This window comes from Trinickia camelliae, assembly GCF_053525655.1.
Map to the genome: position 1 here is coordinate 105,860 of NZ_JBCHAA010000010.1, position 17,182 is coordinate 123,041.

General features: G+C 62.7%; 16 protein-coding genes. 13 read left to right on the forward strand and 3 right to left on the reverse strand.

What is annotated here, in order from left to right; translation table 11 throughout:
* Nucleotides 1-8 precede the first annotated feature (8 nt).
* From AAHK20_RS17880 to AAHK20_RS17940, 13 genes are all read left to right on the forward strand, one after another.
* Nucleotides 9-1,151, forward strand: coding sequence for a flagellar basal body P-ring protein FlgI (locus AAHK20_RS17880; RefSeq protein ID WP_449182832.1), 1,143 nt, complete (start codon nucleotides 9-11; stop codon nucleotides 1,149-1,151).
* Nucleotides 1,152-1,172: 21 nt separating this feature from the next.
* Entirely contained in the window at nucleotides 1,173-1,607 is a 435-nt protein-coding gene (locus AAHK20_RS17885) for a rod-binding protein (RefSeq protein ID WP_449182833.1), read from the forward strand.
* Nucleotides 1,608-1,715: 108 nt separating this feature from the next.
* Nucleotides 1,716-3,068, forward strand: a complete 1,353-nt coding sequence (gene flgK / locus AAHK20_RS17890) for a flagellar hook-associated protein FlgK (RefSeq protein WP_449182834.1) — start codon at nucleotides 1,716-1,718, stop codon at nucleotides 3,066-3,068.
* A 20-nt stretch (nucleotides 3,069-3,088) separates the two neighbouring features.
* Nucleotides 3,089-4,000 carry a flagellar hook-associated protein FlgL gene (flgL, locus tag AAHK20_RS17895; RefSeq protein WP_449182835.1) on the forward strand — a complete coding sequence of 304 codons (912 nt, stop codon included), beginning with the start codon at nucleotides 3,089-3,091 and terminating at the stop codon, nucleotides 3,998-4,000.
* A gap of 12 nt (nucleotides 4,001-4,012) precedes the next feature.
* On the forward strand, nucleotides 4,013-5,134 hold the full coding sequence (locus tag AAHK20_RS17900; protein WP_449182836.1) for a hypothetical protein: 1,122 nt from the start codon (nucleotides 4,013-4,015) through the stop codon (nucleotides 5,132-5,134).
* A complete protein-coding gene (locus tag AAHK20_RS17905; RefSeq protein WP_449182837.1) occupies nucleotides 5,131-5,640 on the forward strand; it encodes a transposase in 510 nt (169 codons plus the stop codon). The genes AAHK20_RS17900 and AAHK20_RS17905 overlap by 4 nt, the downstream gene beginning before the upstream one ends.
* Before the next feature lie 382 nt (nucleotides 5,641-6,022).
* Entirely contained in the window at nucleotides 6,023-6,274 is a 252-nt protein-coding gene (locus tag AAHK20_RS17910; RefSeq protein ID WP_449182838.1) for a PAAR domain-containing protein, read from the forward strand.
* Between the two features lie 19 nt (nucleotides 6,275-6,293).
* Complete coding sequence (locus tag AAHK20_RS17915; protein ID WP_449182839.1) at nucleotides 6,294-8,834, forward strand: type VI secretion system Vgr family protein; 2,541 nt, start codon at nucleotides 6,294-6,296, stop codon at nucleotides 8,832-8,834.
* A 13-nt stretch (nucleotides 8,835-8,847) separates the two neighbouring features.
* Nucleotides 8,848-9,642 (forward strand): DUF4123 domain-containing protein, encoded by a 795-nt coding sequence (locus AAHK20_RS17920; RefSeq protein WP_449182840.1) that lies wholly within the window; start codon nucleotides 8,848-8,850, stop codon nucleotides 9,640-9,642.
* A 15-nt stretch (nucleotides 9,643-9,657) separates the two neighbouring features.
* The gene (locus tag AAHK20_RS17925; protein WP_449182841.1) at nucleotides 9,658-10,221 is read left to right on the forward strand and encodes a DUF3304 domain-containing protein; all 564 of its coding nucleotides are present in this window, start codon (nucleotides 9,658-9,660) and stop codon (nucleotides 10,219-10,221) included.
* Between the two features lie 66 nt (nucleotides 10,222-10,287).
* Nucleotides 10,288-10,884: a DUF3304 domain-containing protein gene (locus AAHK20_RS17930; protein ID WP_449182842.1), complete on the forward strand. Its 597-nt coding sequence runs from the start codon at nucleotides 10,288-10,290 to the stop codon at nucleotides 10,882-10,884.
* Nucleotides 10,877-12,694, forward strand: a complete 1,818-nt coding sequence (locus AAHK20_RS17935) for a T6SS phospholipase effector Tle1-like catalytic domain-containing protein (protein WP_449182843.1) — start codon at nucleotides 10,877-10,879, stop codon at nucleotides 12,692-12,694. Before AAHK20_RS17930 ends, AAHK20_RS17935 begins: the two co-directional genes overlap by 8 nt.
* A gap of 97 nt (nucleotides 12,695-12,791) precedes the next feature.
* Nucleotides 12,792-13,331: a hypothetical protein gene (locus tag AAHK20_RS17940; protein ID WP_449182844.1), complete on the forward strand. Its 540-nt coding sequence runs from the start codon at nucleotides 12,792-12,794 to the stop codon at nucleotides 13,329-13,331.
* A 53-nt stretch (nucleotides 13,332-13,384) separates the two neighbouring features.
* Here AAHK20_RS17940 and AAHK20_RS17945 read toward each other — a convergent pair whose 3' ends face one another.
* From AAHK20_RS17945 to AAHK20_RS17955, 3 genes are read right to left on the reverse strand one after another with little or no spacing between them, the layout of a single operon-like run.
* Nucleotides 13,385-14,458 carry an ABC transporter ATP-binding protein gene (locus tag AAHK20_RS17945; protein ID WP_449182845.1) on the reverse strand — a complete coding sequence of 358 codons (1,074 nt, stop codon included), beginning with the start codon at nucleotides 14,456-14,458 and terminating at the stop codon, nucleotides 13,385-13,387.
* Nucleotides 14,459-14,515: 57 nt separating this feature from the next.
* The gene (locus AAHK20_RS17950; RefSeq protein ID WP_449182846.1) at nucleotides 14,516-16,111 is read right to left on the reverse strand and encodes an ABC transporter permease; all 1,596 of its coding nucleotides are present in this window, start codon (nucleotides 16,109-16,111) and stop codon (nucleotides 14,516-14,518) included.
* Nucleotides 16,112-16,140: 29 nt separating this feature from the next.
* Nucleotides 16,141-17,172, reverse strand: a complete 1,032-nt coding sequence (locus AAHK20_RS17955) for an iron ABC transporter substrate-binding protein (protein ID WP_449182847.1) — start codon at nucleotides 17,170-17,172, stop codon at nucleotides 16,141-16,143.
* Nucleotides 17,173-17,182 lie beyond the last annotated feature (10 nt).

A 17,182-nucleotide genomic window follows, 5' to 3' on the forward strand; every position in this document is an offset into this window, starting at 1 on the left:
GGCAAATCATGAAAACTCACCTCATCACCCGGATCGCACGGACCTTGGCTTTGAAAACACTGCTGGTGCTCGCCGTGTGTCTGTTCGGACCGCTCGTCGCGATCGCCAACGCGGCGCCGCTCGGCTCCCTCGTCAACGTCGAGGGGATGCGCGAGAACCAGCTCATCGGCTACGGGCTCGTCGTGGGCCTGAACGGCACGGGCGACGGCCAGCAGATCAAGTACACCGGCCAGTCGATCGTCAACGTGCTCAAGCAATTCGGCGTCAAGATGCCCGAGAACGTGAACCTGCGCTCGAAGAACGTCGCCGCGGTGATGGTGAGCGCCACGTTTCCGCCCGGCTATACGAAGGGGCAAAAGGTCGACGTGACGGTGTCGTCGATGGGCGACGCGAAGAGCCTGCGCGGCGGCACGCTGATGCTCTCGCCGCTCAAGGGCGTCGACGGTCAGGTCTATGCGCTCGCGCAAGGCAACGTCGTGATCCCGGGCATTCACGCACAGGGCAACAGCGGTTCGAGCATCCAGATCAATACGACGTCGTCGGGCCGCATTCCGAATGGCGCGACGATCGAAAACGAAATCGCGACCGACTTCGCGAACACGCCGACCGTGCGCCTTTCGCTGAAGCGCCCGAACTTCCAGACCGCGACCAACATCGTGAAGACGATCAACCGCTCGCTCGGTTCGGAGGCCGCGACGACGCAAGGCGAGACCTCCGTCGAGGTGGTCGCCCCTGCCGATCCGACGCAGCGCGTCGCCTTCGTCGCGAAGCTCAATGCACTCGATGTCACCGCCGGCCAGGGCATTCCGAAGGCAGTGATCAATTCCCGCACGGGCACGGTCGTGATCTCGGACGGCATGACGGTCAAGCCGGTTGCGGTGTCGCACGGCGCGCTGAAAGTCGTGATCTCGGAGAGCTCCGAAGTCAGCCAGCCGAATGCATTCGGGCAAGGGCGCACGGTGGTGTCGCCGGCGACCTCGGTGAAGGTGGAGCAGGACCGCGCGCATATGTTCAAGTGGCCGGCCAACGTGAAGCTGCAGACGATCGTCGACACGATCAACGGCATGGGCGCGACGCCCGACGACCTGATGGCGATCCTGCAGGCGCTCGACGAAGCGGGCGCGCTGAACGGCGAGCTGGTCGTCATTTGATCGAATGGGATGGAGCCAGGCATGAATACCTTGAAACCCCTGAACGCAATGGCGGCGCTGCAGCTGCAGCCGCTTGCCGCCAAGCAGTCGCAGCCCGCCACGGCGCAAGCGTCGCAGGATGCGGCGGCGACGCAGCAGTCCGAAGACCCCAAGCAGTTGAAACACGCGGCCGAGCAGTTCGAATCGATGTTCATCAAGCAGATGCTGCGCGAGATGAACAACGCGACGCGCGAGATGAGCGCGAAAGACAGTCCGCTGCGCGATTCGATCTCGAACGACATGCTCGACTACGCGAACACCTTCGTCTCCGATGCGCTCGCGTCGCAGCACGCGTTCGGCATCTCGGACTTCATCGTGCGGCAGATGACGCCTGGCGCATCGCGGTTAAACGGATCGCTGCCCAGCGGAATGACGCCCAGCAAAACCTCAGCGAAATCTGAAGACACGAAGGCTTAACGAAAGTCTTACAGCGGTCGCTTATCGGCTGTGGGCGATCTACGAAATCCGCAACGGGCGGGCACACACACTGTCCCGGCGCGTTGCAAACACTAATTCGGAACGACGATGAACATGATTTCCATCGGGCTGTCGGGCACGCTTGCCGCGCAGCTTGCACTCAACACGTCGAGTAACAACATCGCGAACCTGATGACGCCGGGCTATTCGCGCCAGGGCGTGCTGATCGCCTCGCTGGCCACCGGCGGCGTCTATACGCCCTCGCTGATCCGCTTTAACGATACGTACAAGACTCACCAGCTCTGGGCATCGAACTCGCAAACGGGCCAGTACGGCGCGAGCCAAACCTACCTCGACCAGCTCGAAGCGGCGTTTGGCGGCGATATGACCGGCAGCGACCTGAGCCTCGGCATGACGTCGTTCTTCAACGCGCTGCACGACGCGAGCGTCGACCCGACCTCGAGCGCGAACCGCGACGGCGTGCTCCACGCGGCCGACGGCATGGCGCAGCAGTTCAACAATATGTCGAAGGTCTTCACCGATCAGGTGAACACGCTCGAACAGCAGCGCGTGTCGACCGTCGACCAGGTCAACTCGCTGTCGAAATCGATCGCCGATCTGAACAAGCAGATCGCCGCCGCGCAGGCAACCGGCAGCGACACGTCGACGCTGGAAGACCAGCGCGACCATGCGATCGACCAGTTGAGCGAATTCGCCGACGTGCGCGTCGTGATGCAGGACAACGGCACGGCGGACGTCTCGCTCGCGGGCGGCCAGCCGCTCGTGAAGGGCAGCAAGGCATCTACGATGAGCGTCGATCGCGACTCGAGCACGGGCCTGCAGACGATCTCGATTCAGTACGGCAACCAGACTTTCGGCGTTCCTGACGACAAGATCGGCGGCGCGCTCGGCGGCCTGCACGACTACGAGGTGAATACGCTGCGTCCGCAAATGCAGTCGCTGAACGATCTGAAGAAGCAGTTCGCGGATACCTTCAACGCCCAGCTCCAAGCGGGCTTCGACAAGAACGGCAACCCCGGCAAGCCGCTGTTCAACTACGACCCGGCCTCGGGCAACCTCAGCATCGATACGTCGATGACTGGCGACGATCTCGCGTTCTCGGGCGATCCGAATGCGCCCGGCGATACGTCGAACCTCTTGAAGCTCATGGACATTCAGAACCAGGACGTGACGCTGCCGGGTGTGGGCACCGTCAAGTTCGGCACGGCGACCACGTCGATGTCCGGCGCGATCGGCGCGGCGAGCCAGAAGAACCAGCAGTCGGCCAACACGGCGAACTCGGTGCGCGCACAGGCGGTGTCGGCGTGGGGGTCGGTGAGCGGCGTGAACCAGGACGAAGAAGCGGTGAGCCTCGTTCAATACCAGCAGATGTACCAGGCCAACATGAAAGTGATCTCAGTCGCGAATCAGTTGTTCCAATCGGTCATCGACGCCGTCTAAGCACAAGGGGAGAAACAATCATGCGAGTTTCCACAGCCCAATACGCGGCGTTGATGAATTCGACGCTGCAAACCGCGAACCAGCGGATGATCGACTTGCAGCAGCAGATGGCGACGGGTCAGCGCATTTTGCGTCCGTCGGACGATCCGATCGATTCGGTGCGCCTGCAACTGTTGAGTCAGCAGAACGATCAGCTCACCCAGTACGGCAAGAACATCGATCAGTTGTCGATCCGTCTGCAAAAGAGCGAAGCGTATCTCGACGGCATTACGAAGGACATGATGTCCGCGCGCGACCTGATGGTGTGGGCGTCCGACGGCAGCGATGCGCCGAGCGACCTGAACGCGATGGCGAATTCGCTCGAAAACCTGCGCGACAGCATCATGAGCACCGCCAATTCGCGCGACAGCGACGGCAACTACATTTTCTCGGGCACGGCCACCGACAAGCCCGCGATCTCGTACGACCCGAACGCGCCGCTCGGCCAGCGCTACACGTTCACCGGCAACACCGAGCAGCAGATGGCGCAGGTGGGCAGCGGCACCACGGCGGCGGGCAACGTCAGTCTCGACGATATGGCCGGGTTGCTGAACAAGCTCGATACGGCGGCCGCGACGGTCGCCGATCCAAACGTCGATCCGAACGATCCGGCCACGCGCCAGAAGCTCGCCGACTGTCTCGATCAGATCGATTCGGCCATGGGGACGGTCAGCAGCAAGACTGCGCAAATGGGTGCGTCGCGCAACGTGCTCGCGCAGTTGCAATCGAATCAGCAAGCGGTCGGTCTGGCGGACGATCAAGCGACGCTGCAACTCGGCCAAGTCGACTACGGTTCGGCGATGACCGAGCTGAACGGCTACATGATGGCCGTGCAGGCGACGCAAAAGGTCTATGGCCAGATTTCGCAAATGTCGCTGTTCAGCGTGCTCTAAGTCGAGGCGGGCATGACGAGCGTTCGGCTATCGACGATCGACGCGGCACGCACCGCGCGCGCACCGGCGACGGTTCAGGCCAAGGGCCTGGATGCGGCCGCCAATACGCGCGCGGCGAACTCGGCGCGCGGCCCGAGCCTCACCGGGTATCAGCGCAGCGACGCGATCGCGGCCCATTTGCGGCTCAACAGCCAGGTCACCGGGGCGCAACAGACGCTCGCGTTCCTGGACCGCGCCACGTTGCAACTGACGCGATTGAAGCATGCCGTGGTCTCGCAGATCAACGGCCGAGCGCGGGACGGCGGGGAGAACCTCGCCGAGCAGATTGCGCAATTCGACGCGTGCTGGAAGACGCGCGGCGCCGCCACGGGTGGACGGCTCAGCGATCAGCTCGGCTACGGCGAAGCGGGTACGGCGCGCCAGGCGTTCCGGATTCGCGGGCTCGACGCGCGTTCGGCGCGCGCAGGCAAGCCGGAAACGCTGGTCTTCCATAGCGCTGCGAGCAAGGCGCCGGCGATCGTGCGTTTCGATGCGGAAATGCCGCCCGATGCCCAGGCCGCGCGCCTGAACTACTCGCTTGCGCGAACCGGTATCACGGCGAGCGCGGACGACGACGGCCGGATCACGTTCTCGACGCCCGAGGCCAACTGGCCCGCGCTCGAGGACAGCTTGATGATCACCGGCGGCGGCATCCGCTTTCCGAGCGGCCGGCCGAACCGGATTCAGCCCGAAGCCGTGCCGGGGCCGATCGCGACGCACAGCTGGAGAACCGACAGCGACGCCGGGCTGCGCGATGCGCTGCGCCAGGTGGCCGGCACGCTCAAGCAGGTCACGCGGTTGAAGACCGCGTTGCAAGGGAAATTGGACCGGGCGCAGCAGAACATCGCGAGCGCGGCCGGGGAAGCCGAACAGCGCTGGGCCGCCGGCTACAGCGCTCAATTCAAGGACAAGTTGTCGTCGGCGGAAGATTTCGAAAGTTTCGCGCTGGCTGCTCAGGCGGCCGCGCATATCGATGCGAGCCGCGTGCGTTCGCTGCTGAATTTGCCGTTGGCCAAGCCAAGCGAGACGGCGAACGGACCGGGTCCGGCGGCAGCGCAGCCAGCGGCGATCAACGTCAGACGGAGCGGCTCATGAGCACAGCATTCGACACAAAAAACGAAGCGTGGCAACACGCGCACGAGAATCTAACGGAACGGCTCGCGGAAACCGGGGTGCAGGCGCATCAACCGGGGTTCCCGCAGGACGATCTGAGCGATCGCGAATGGGACATTGCCCGCGCGATGCTGCCGGAGTCGGGGCCCTACCGCGGCTGCGGCCGCCCGCTGTCCGACACGCGCTCGGTGCTCAACGGCGTGCTGTGGATCATGCGCAGCGGCGAAGGGTGGTCGAGGCTGCCGGTGCGTTATCCGCCTTATCAAACGTGCCACCGGCGTTATCAGCGCTGGCAGAAGGATGGCTTGCTGCGGCAACTGGTCGAGCGCCTGTACGGCGAGCACGGGCTCGCGCTCTATCTGGGGCTGGTGAACCGCTCGCGGCATCGCGACCGCAACGCGGAGAAGATCACGTCAGAACAACGCGCGTCGGAGCAGCGAGTCGCGGAACAGCGCGACACGCTCATTACGCACGCGGATACGCCGTAACTTCCCCATCGACGGCGACGCTGACCTTGTCGCCTCAAATAGCCCGGCACGCGTGCGTGAGTCGCGAGGCCGGGCGCCGCTGTTTGCGATCTCGGTCAATAAACGTGAAGTTTGTGACTTTTCTCATATAAAAAATCTTCTAAATCATATAGGTTCATCGCCGAACAATAAAAAGGATTCCTTGCGATGTTCCACGCCAAACTTCCCGTCGAGACCCGGGAAATTCAAACCGCCTCTCACGCTTTCCTCCAGTCGGCCCGCCCGAAACCCAATTTGGGTAATTAGCTAGAAAACAGCTGCATGGCCAACATGCATCAATTCAAGGTTCTCGTCATGCCGGATGACACCAGCCCGTGCACGACCTCTGACAATGGGTTTTGAGATGAAAGACGAACAAGGACGAGCCGTCGCGCGGCTGGGAGACACAACAGACCACGGCGGACGAGTGATTGAAGCCACGCCGACCCTAACCGACATGGGTGTTCCGGTGGCATTGGACGGGCATCTCGTCGAATGCCCGAAGTGCGGCGGCAAGTTTCGAATTATCGCCACCGGGAAACGCACCCATCATGGCCTCCCTGTCGGTTATCTCGGCGATAAGACTTCCTGTGGTGCGACGCTGATCCGCGTTTGACCTCCTAACGAAATCGCACATGTCCAATCCGACTCAATCCCGTACGCTTTCAGTTTCCGGCGCGGCGTTGCCGGCCTTTAACAGCAAACCGGTCTTTAGTCCGGTCCGACTAACCGGCAAAGAGGCTCTCGGCGAGCTGTTCGAGTACACGCTCCGTCTAAAGACTGTCGATGAATTGGCGTTCGCGCCGAGTGTCGCTGCGAACTTCGACCTCGATCAGCTGATCGGCACAGAGGTTACCGTGTCGATTGAGATCGAGGGAAAGGGCAGCTTCGTTCCCGGCAACAATAGCGAACTCGGATCGCCAAACGCTGGCGCCGGCACGCGCGAGATCACCGGACTTGTGGCTGCCGCGCGCATCGTCGGCGAAGAGAGCCGCGCCATTGGCTACGAATTGATTTTGCGTCCGTGGCTGTGGCTTGCCACGCGTAACCAGGATTGCAGACTGTTTCAGGACAAGACGGTCCTTGAGATTACCGATGCCGTGTTGTCGTCCTACCCGTTTCCAGTCGAAACCCGCCTGAGCACGCCTCTGCCGAACAACGCCTGGCCGAAGCGCGATATTCAACGCCAGCACTGGGAAAGCGACTTCCAATTTCTCTGCCGGCTTTGGCAGGAGTGGGGGATCTACTTTTGGTTCGAACACAGCGACGGCAAACATCGGCTGGTGTTGTGCAGCACCATTGGCGCTCACCAGTCTCATGGCGAGGCCTATCGTGCGATCCGCTACTTGGCCCCGAACGGCAAACGCATCGATGAAGAACACATCCACGCGCTATCGGTTACCAGCAAGCTGACAACCGGATCGGTACGCAGCGTGGACTATGACTACACGTGGCCGCGCGCGGATTTGTCGGTAAAGCGTGAAGACCCGCGCGATACCGGCTTCGCGCATCAGGAGCGCTACGTGTGGGGCGACTACGCCCAGCCGCAAGCGGGGGCCGACGGTATCGCGGGTGTGCACAACGAGCCACGCACGGAAGCCGAGTATTTGACGCTCGTGCAGATGCAAGCGTTGCGTTGCCAGGGATTGCGCGCCACAGGCCAAGGCAACCTGCGAGGGCTGGAGGCGGGCAAGACATTCACTTTGACGCACTATCCGCAACTCGCTGCCAACCAGGAACATCTTGTTGTCTTGTGCAAGCTGGACATCGAGGAGATCGCTGAGGCATCCGGAGCCGGTCAGCGGTACCGGTGCGAGACGAACTTCGAGTTCCAGCCTGCAAGCGTCGCTTTTCGCCTATTGCATACAGAGGACAAGCCGCGTGCGTACGGCACGGAATACGCGGTAGTTGTCGCCCCCGAGGATCAGGAGATCTGGACGGATGCATACGGCCGCGTGAAGGTGCAGTTCATGTGGGACCGGCTAGGCAGCGACGACGAGCGTTCGAGCTGCTGGATACGCGTGGCCGGGGCGTGGCATGGCAATCAGTTCGGTGGAATGTTCCTGCCGCGACGGGGGCAGGAAGTGACCGTCAGCTTTCTCAACGGTGATCCGGATTTGCCGATCATCACCGGCAGTGCCGTGAACGCGCTCAACATGCCGTCGTGGGAGTTGCCGGGGAATCAGGCGTTGTCGGGCTATCGCAGCCACGAGATCGGCGGGGGGAGAACCAACCATCTCGCGATGGACGACACCCATGGAAATATCCAAGCGCAACTGTCGAGCGATCACGCGCTCTCGCAATTGAGCCTCGGCAGCATTACGCGTATTCGCGGCAACGCGGGGCGTCAGGAGGCGCGTGGCGAAGGCGTGGAATTGCGTACTGATGGACACGGCGTATTTCGCTCGGCGCGGGGCATGCTGATTACTACCGAAGCACGCATCGATGCTCGGGCCCACGCGAAGGATATGGGCGAAACGGTTCAGCGGCTCACGAAAGCGCGCGATCTGCAAGAAAGCCTAAGTGAACTGTCGCAGCAGCATGCTGCGCAGGAGAAGAACGCTGATCAAAGTGAAGTCGCGAAGGCGATCCGGGAGCAGAACGACGCGATTCGCGGCGGCGCCAGAACGGACGACAACCCGTTTCCCGAGCTTGCTGAATCGCATCTCGTCCTGGCAAGTCCGGCCGGTATTCAATCGAGCACGGCAGGCAGCACGCACTTGGCGAGCAACGAACATCTTGCGCTGACCACGGGCGGGCACATTGGCATTGCTGCGGGGAAATCGTTCTTCGCGAGCGTCGCCAATGCGTTCTCGCTGTTCGTGCACAAGCTGGGCATAGCGCTTGTCGCTGCGTCGGGGAAAGTGCGAATCGAGTCGCAAAGCGATCGCGTCGAACTGATCGCCAAACGAGTCGTTGAGATCATGAGCACGACCGACTGGATCGAGCTGAAGGCGAAACAGGGAATCCGGATCAACGGCGGTGGCTCCGAACTGGAGATAAGCCGCGCGGGCATCATCGGCTTTACTGATGGGCAGTACCTCATGCATGCGGCGGATCATCGCGACGCGGGGCCCCAAACCAAGCCCATTGTTTTTCCGGGGCGCCCAGACAGTTTTTGCGGACGCTGTTTTGAGATGGCCGCGCGGTCGGGCAGTGCGATTGTGCCGCAATAGAGAGGATGCCTGAATGAACGAGATTATTTTGCTTGACGCGGCGATCTGGCGGGAGGCTGACGAACTGGAAAAGCTGATGCGCACTGCCTATGCCGTTGCGCTGTACGCGGACCTGCCCTCCGCGGAAGCGAGCCTGTTTGGCCCTTGGCTGCTGAATGCCGCCGACTTTGATGCGATTGTGCCGATCGAAGGGCCGTTGCCTTTGCCTTGGCGATATGCCGTCAGCCGCCTCTCGACACAGGCGAGTCTTGACGAACTGGTCGCGCATTTTGAATCGCAGCGCAGTATCGCAATGTCTGCTGGCGATCGCTATTACCTCCGGTTTGCCGACACGCGTGCGCTTGCCACGCTGGAACGTGTGCTTACGCCCGAGCAAGTGCGCCGGTTGAAGGGGCCCGTCGCGCAATGGCGATATACGGATCGATTTGACGACCAGCGCGAGTTTGGTGCGGGCGCGCCCGCCGATGTGCGCCGGCAGAAAATGATCGTGCTTTCGGAACAGCAGGAGGCCATGTTGTTCGAGCTGCAGCTTGCCGGGGCACTCGCTGATGAGGTCGTCGAGGGGAGCGGCGGTCGGCTCGAACCGCAGCGGTTGTCTCAGCAGTACAGGCAGGTTGAGGCTGCAGCGGCGTTTGCGCTGAAGCACGGGATCGAACCGTTCACGGTGCAGCGGCATATAGCAAAGGTTACGGTGGAAAGTGAAGGGGTGCTGCTGACTAACGAACGATTTCTTGCGCGGGTTGAGTCGTTGCGTGCCTCCGGGCGATGGCATGAGTTGATGAGGTGGCGGGTGAAGCCTGAGGCTTGAGATGGAGTTGCGGTGATGAAAAGACAGAACTATCGAATGCGGTTTGCGGCTTTCGGGCTTGTATTTTCCGGGGTGCTTTCGGGTTGCCAAACGTCCGGCAAGGAGAAGACGTTTGGCGCCCCGTTGTCAGGAATCGATCATCTGGCCAACCAATTGAGTGTGTCGGATTTTTCGGTGAATGGCGCTTGGGGAGCACAGGCGGGTACTGGGGCGCGCACCACGTGTTGCGTAGTGCTGCCAGACAAGTGGCACCCCGGGCTGACCGCGCATGTGAAATGGGAGGTCAGCGATTGGCGGGACCACGTCAACGGAGGGGAATTCGAGGCCGATGTGCCGGTTGACAAATATGTCGAACATGGCCGCGTGTGGGTGCACTTTCTTGCTAATGGAACGGTGCGCGTGGTGGTGTCCAACGATGGTCCGTATAGCCCGCTGTATCCCGGGCCGCATGATCCGATTCCGCGCAAACAGCCGTGGAAGGACTACCCGATGCCTGGCGTCAGCGACGATAGGCCGACCTTTTCCCGCGAGGAACTCAAGAAATACAACCTTTTGCCGCCAGAGAACGACCATGAATAACTATGCAAGCCTGCTGCGTTCACCTACGCATCCAATGTTGCATTTCTTCTGCCGAGTGGGCCGGGTATGAAACTGCGATTACCTAACGTGATTGTGACGATGAAAAAACAGAACTATCGAATGCAGTTTGTGGCTGTAGGGCTTGTCTTTGCCGGGATGCTTTCGGGTTGCCAAACGCTTGGCAAGGAGCAGACGTTTGGCTCAACGTTGACAGGAATCGATCATCTGGCCAACCAATTGAGCGTGTCGGATTTCTCGGTCAACGGTACAGGGGGATTTCAGGCTGGCACGGGGGCGAGCTTTGTGTGCTGCGTAGTGTTACCAGACAAGTGGTACCCGGGATTGACCGCGCATGTGAAATGGGAGGTCAGCGATTGGCGGGACCACGTCAACGGAGGGGAGTTCGAGGCCGATGTGCCGGTTGATCGATATTTCGAACATGGCCGCGTGTGGGTGCATTTTCTGCCCGACGGGACGGTGCGTGTGGTGGTGTCCAACGATGGTCCGTATAGCCCGCTGTATCCCGGCCCGCATGATCCGATTCCGCAAAAGCAGCCGTGGAAGGACTACCCGAAGCCTGGCGTGAGCGACGATAGGCCGACCTTTTCCCGCGAGGAACTCAAGAAGTACAACCTTTTGCCGCCAGAGAAAGACCATGAGTAACAATGCAAGCCTACTGCGTGCACCCGCGCACCCGATGAATACGGAAGGGGTGGTGCCGACATTGCCGGAGTTGATGTGCCGTGCCGAGCGGTGCGAATTTCGCATCCATGTTGGCGTGTTCTTCGATGGAACTGGCAACAATCAGGATTGGATTGAACCGAAGGCCGCGGGAACTCAGCTCGAGCGACAAAAGGACAGCAACGTAGCCCGCCTATTTCGGGCGTACAAGGACGATCACTTGGCCGGCTATTATCGACACTACATCCCCGGTGTCGGCACGCCATTTCCCGATATCGGCGAGGACCTTGCGCGCGACACGCTGGGCATGGGCTTTGGTGCAGGAGGAGAGGCACGTATAGGGTTTGGGTTGCTCGCGGTGCTCAATTCGATGCATGCCTCGGTCGACGTGCGAGATCGCCTGCAAATCGAGCTCAGTACGGTCCGCGCGCTATGCCGCAACGGCTGGCTGTCGCTGCAAACGGGTTCGGAAGACAGCCCCAACCCCCTGTCGCCATCTGACCAGTTCGAATTGGCCAAGGTGGGCATGAAGGACAAGGGCGGCTTGTTGACCTATAACGGCATTTCGCACCGCACGACCTTCCTCAAGGAGCAGTTCGCTCAACTCGCCCAGAAGATCGAGGACACCAAACACCCGAAGCTCAAAGAGGTGTTCATCGACGTATTCGGTTTCAGCCGAGGCGCCGCTGAAGCACGGGTATTTTGCAATTGGCTGGATGAATGCTTCGAAGGCGACATGCTTGCTGGAGTGCGAACCCACATTCGCTTTCTCGGCATCTTCGACACGGTGGCCGCAGTGAGTCTCGGACCGGCTGCGAGTCAATGGGCCAATGGCCACAGTGATTGGGGCGCGACGAAGCACCTGAGGATCTCGCCGCGCGTGGCGCACTGCGAGCACTACGTCGCGATGCACGAGCAGCGCGAATCGTTTCCGCTGGAGGACGTGCAGCTGCCCGGTGACGTGATGCCGAGAAACTGCCGGCAGTTCCGCTTCCCAGGCATGCACTCCGATTTGGGCGGCGGCTATCTGCCCGGCGAGCAAGGCAAGAATGGTGGCGCCGACGACAACAAGCTGTCGCAGATTCCGCTGAATATGATGTATGAGGCGGCTCGTGCCGCGCTTGTACCGGTCGACCGAACGAATGCCTCGCGCGATGGCACGAGCGGGGATCCTTTCGAACTTAGCGACAAGCTGAGATCGAGCTACCTCGCCTTCATCCAAGCCAACGGCACCGGCGTACGCTCAATCGCCGATTGCCTGATCGACATCCTCGCCTGGCGCTATACCTGCGTTCGTTCAAACGTCTACGAAAAGCTGAACTTCGTATTGCAGGCAACCGCTGAAGACCGGCGCGACTTGCTCGGAGCGCATGAAGTATTTCTCAAAGACATTACCGAAATCAGGCAAGCGCGAGACGATATCTACCGATCCGAGTCACGTGTCGACACGGCGCAGTTCTCGCTGAAGGGCAAGCTTTGGGATCTACCGTTGGCGGAATCGGAGCGTGCCGACGCGTATCGGGCGGAAGCGCGCATTCCGCGAGATCGGCGCAGCATCTTCGAATTGATCACAGCCCGCAATCTGCGTCAGGTGGAACTCAATTTCTTCACCAACTATTGCCACGACTCGTACGCGGGCTTCAAGCCGTTTAGCGGTGTGAAAGGACGTCTGGCATCGCGCAACGCGCCATGGGAGAGCGGCGGCTATCTGCAATTCCGCACGCGCTACGCCGGAGAGAGCGTGCGGCACGCAATGCATGAATATCGCTCGGCAAATGCAGCGAATGCGTGAGGGGGAAGTCGTGAATTCGCGAACGGAACCAGGATTCTTTACCGCCCCAGTGGCATACGTCGTTTATGCCGAAAGCGAGCCGGGTACGGTTTCACCCATGTTGGACGACCTTCCGGAAGGGCGAGCGATACGGTGCTTTCTCTCGCCTATCGACGCGCGAATCGAAGCAATCTGGCAGCTGAAACCGGGGCGGCGGTTTTACGTGATGCGTGCGTCGAACATCGACTGTCGGTGGTTTCACGAGGGCTCCGGCCGGTGGCGGGTTGCGCACCTGCATCTCGCGTGGTCGGCTTATCGAGGAAGGTTGCTGACGCGACTAAATGGAATGCCCCGCATGTGGGGGCGGATACAGATCACGTCGGCCAGCGATGAGCCACACCGATTCGAGGTCGACGAGGGCACGCTCTTGGAATTGGACAAGCTGCATGAGTCAGCAGGCTTGTTTGCATGGCGCGAAACGCTGGAGGCGCTGAGTACTTGGGATGAGGATCGCTGCACACGGGCGGCTGAAAACGCAGTCAGTTCGCTATGGATGGAGACCGGCATGCAGGACGTGACGAGCCGCCATTTGGCGATGTTCAATCCTGAATCGGAGCGGTGGCACTTCGTGGAGCGTTCGATTATGGAATCGTCCTGATGCATTGGCCTTTGACGTGGCCGCAAGCGCAAGCCTAGCGTGTACAACCCAGCTCACCCACGCGGATACGCCGTAACTTCCCCATCGACGGCGACGCTCACCTTGTCGCCGACCTGCGGACTCAAATATCCGGGCACGCGCGCCCGGATCGCGACATCCGGCGCCGCGTCGAGCATGAGGCCGATGCTTGCATCCTGGCCGAAGAACGCGACTTCGCGCACCGTCGCCGCATGCAATGACGCTTCTCCCTGCGCGAGAGCGCCTGCAGTGGCCGCCTCGGCCGGCAAAATACGTATCTGCTCCGGCCGCACCATCACATCGACCGGCCCGGCGTTCGCCGGCGCCGCGAGCTTCAGCATCCCGAGCTGGCAGTCCACCGCATCGCGCGCCGCCACCCCGGGCAACAACACCGCTTCCCCGACGAACGACGCCAACTCGCGCGACACCGGCCGCCGGTAGAGCGCTTCGGGCGTCGCGGTCTGGATCAGCTTGCCGCGCCACAGCACCGCCACTTCATGCCCAAGCGACAGCGCTTCCGATTGATCGTGCGTGACGAGCACGGCTGTCGCGCCCGCAGCCGCGAGCGCATCGGCGACCGCTTGGCGCGTTTCGATGCGCAGCGCCGCGTCGAGCGACGAGAACGGCTCGTCGAGCATCACGAGCGTCGGCGACGGCGCGAGCGCGCGCGCCAGCGCGACGCGCTGCTGCTGGCCGCCCGAGAGCTGCTGCGGCGCGCGCTCGGCATACGAGGCGGGCAAGCCCACGAGCTCGAGCAATTCGTCCACGCGATGGCGCGCGCGGCGCAGCGTGCGCGGCAGGCCGAACACGATGTTGTCGGCCACGGACAAGTGCGGGAACAGGGCGCCTTCCTGCGGCACGTAGCCGATGCGGCGCTGCTCCGAGGGCATGTGCAGGCCGGGACCCACCACGCGCCGGCCGTCGATCTCGACCGTTCCGGCGTCGGCTTCCTCGAAGCCGCACAGCACGCGCAAGAGCGTGGTCTTGCCGCTGCCCGACGGTCCCAGCAGCGCGAGCAGCGTGCCGCTCTTGACCGTCAGGTCGATGCCGTGCAGCACCGCCGTGCCGTTGAACGACTTTTTCAAGCCGCTGATGTTCAGATTGCTCATCGATGAGACTCTATTCGTAATTCGTTCGCCGGCGCCGCTCTCCCGGCGCGTCCTTAATCAACGCTCGAGCACCGCCGATTTGCCGAGCAGCGCGAACAGCACGCCCGACGCCAGGAGCGAGATGCCGACGAGCAGCGCGGCGTAGGGCGCGGCGGCCGCGAACGCGAGCGCCGAGGTGTCGGTCCACACGCGCGTGGCGAGCGTTTGCGTGCCGATCGGCGAGAGCAGCAGCGTCGCGTTCAATTCGGTGACGACGGAGATGAACACCATCGCCGCAGCCGAGCCGAGGCCCGGCCCCGCGAGGGGCAGCAGCACGCGCCACATGGTTTGCAGGGCGTTGAGGCCGAGCGCGCGCGAAGTCTCTTCGAGACGCGGTTGCGACTGCATCAGCGCGGCGCGCACGCTCACGAGCGCGAGCGGCAGGAACAGGATCGCGTACGCGACGACGAGCAGCGTCGCGCTCTGATAGAGCGGCAACAGGAAGCGCACGGCGAGCGATACGATCGCGAGCGCGATCACGAGGCCCGGCATGCCTTGCGCGATGAACACGGTGCGCTCGAAGAGCGTCGCGATCCGGCCCGGATAGCGCACGAGCAGATACGCTAGCGGCAGCGCGAGCAGCGTCGTCACGAGCGCGGCGGCGGCGCCGAAGCCGAGCGAAGCCGTGGCCGCGTTCCAGAGCAGCTCAGGCGAGACGTCGGCGGGCGTGACGGCGGCCGCGCCCGGCTGCGTGAGCCAGTAGGCGATCATGCCGAGCGGCACGCCGAGCGTCGCGATGACCACGGCCGCGAAGCCCGCGACGACGGGCCAGCGCGCCGTGCCCAACGGATAGCGCTGCGCCGCGCGGCGCGCGCCGCGATCGACGCGCTCGTAGCGCGCCTTGCCGCGCACGCGGACTTCGAGCACGAGGCACACGAGACACATCGTCATGAGCAGCGACGCGAAGATCGACGCGCCGCCGCCGTCGAAGCTGGTGCGGTACTCGGCGTAGATCTCGGTCGTGAAGGTGCGAAAACGCAACAGCGAAAACGCGCCGAACTCGGACAGCACGCCGAGCGCGACGAGCAACATCCCGCCGAGGAGCGCCGGACGCAATTGCGGCAGCACGACGCGCACGAAGGTCGACCAGCGTCCGCAGCCGAGCGAGCGCGCGCTTTCTTCGAGGGCCGGGTCCATGCCGCGCAATGCGGCGGCGACCGGCAAATAAACGAGCGGAAAATACGTCGACGTGATGACGAGCAGGGCGCCCGTGAAGTCCTGCAAATCGAGCGACAGCGAGACCCACGCATAGCTCGTGATGAACGCGGGCATCGCGAGCGGCGCGGCCATCAAGAGCGCCCACACGCGGCGTCCCGGCAGGTGAGTGCGTTCGATGAACCACGCGGCGGCGGTGCCGAGCACGGCGGACGCGAGCGTCGCCGTCACGGTGATCAACAGCGTATTGAGCAGCAGTTCGCCGACGAGCGGGCGGAACACCAACTCCTCGGCGTCAGAAAGACCGAAGCTCGCGGCACGGTAAACCGTGAACGCGAGCGGCATCAGGACCAGCAGCGCGCCGATGGCGGCGGCCGCGAGGAGCCCCCGCGGCGAGCGCCTTCGGGCGCGCGCCGCGGCTTCGGGAGATGGCGTGACCGCTACGGCGGCGTTGCTCATTCAGCCTCCCAGCGAACAATCATCGTTCATTACAGCAGTCCAGCTTGGCGAAGCAGTTTGCCGGCCTTGCTGTCGTCGCCGAGTTGCTCGAGCGTGAGCGCCGGCGGCGACAGTTCGTTGAACGGCTTCAGGATCGGATCGGGCGCCACGCCTGCGCGCAGCGGATATTCGAAACTGATGTGGCTGCCGGCGATCAGCTTCTGCGCACGTTCGCTCACGAGATAGGCGAGGAACTTCTGCGCGGCATCGGTGTTGTGCGATGCCTTGAGCACCGCCGCGCCCGACACGTTGATCAGCCCGCCGATGTCGCCATTGCCGAAGTGATAGACCGCGCTCTTGGTGCCCTTGTCGCCGAGTTCGGCGTGCAAGCGCGCCCAGTAGTAGTTGTTGACCACGCCCGTCGCGACCGCGCCGCGATTGACGGCGGCGACCACGCCTTCGTCGTCGTCGAAGATCTGCGAGTTCGTCTTCAGGCCCTTCAGCCACGCGAGCGTCGCGGCTTCGCCTTTTTCGGCGAGCACAGCCGAGACGACCGGCAGGAAGTCCGCGTCGGACGGCGCGATGCCGACCTTGCCCTTCCACTCGGGCTTGGCGAGATCCATCAGCGAGGCGGGCAGTTGCGACGGCTGGAGCTTCGCCGTGTTGTACGCGAGCACGTTTTCGCGTGCGAGCACGCCGACCCAGTCGCCTTGCGGCGCGTTGTAGCGCGCGGGGGTGATCGCGAGCGTCGAAGCGTCGACCTTGCCGAGCAGGCCCTTCTCGCTGAGCAGCACGAGTTCGGGCGAGTTTTCGGTGAAGTAGACGTCGGCCGGCGTGGCGCCGCCTTCGGCCACGAGCTGGGCGGCGAGCGCGGGGCCTTCACCGTTGCGCACCTTCACCGAGATGCCGGTTTGCTTTTCAAAGTCCTTCGTGAGCATGTCGACGACTTGCTCGTGCTGCGCGCTGTAGAGCGTGAGCGAGGCGGCGTGCGCTGCCGTCGGCAGCGCGCCGAGTGTCGCCAATGCGAGTGCCGCTGCGCCGCCGATTGCGGCGAGCCGGGTACCGAACTTCACACCTGCCATGATCCAAAAT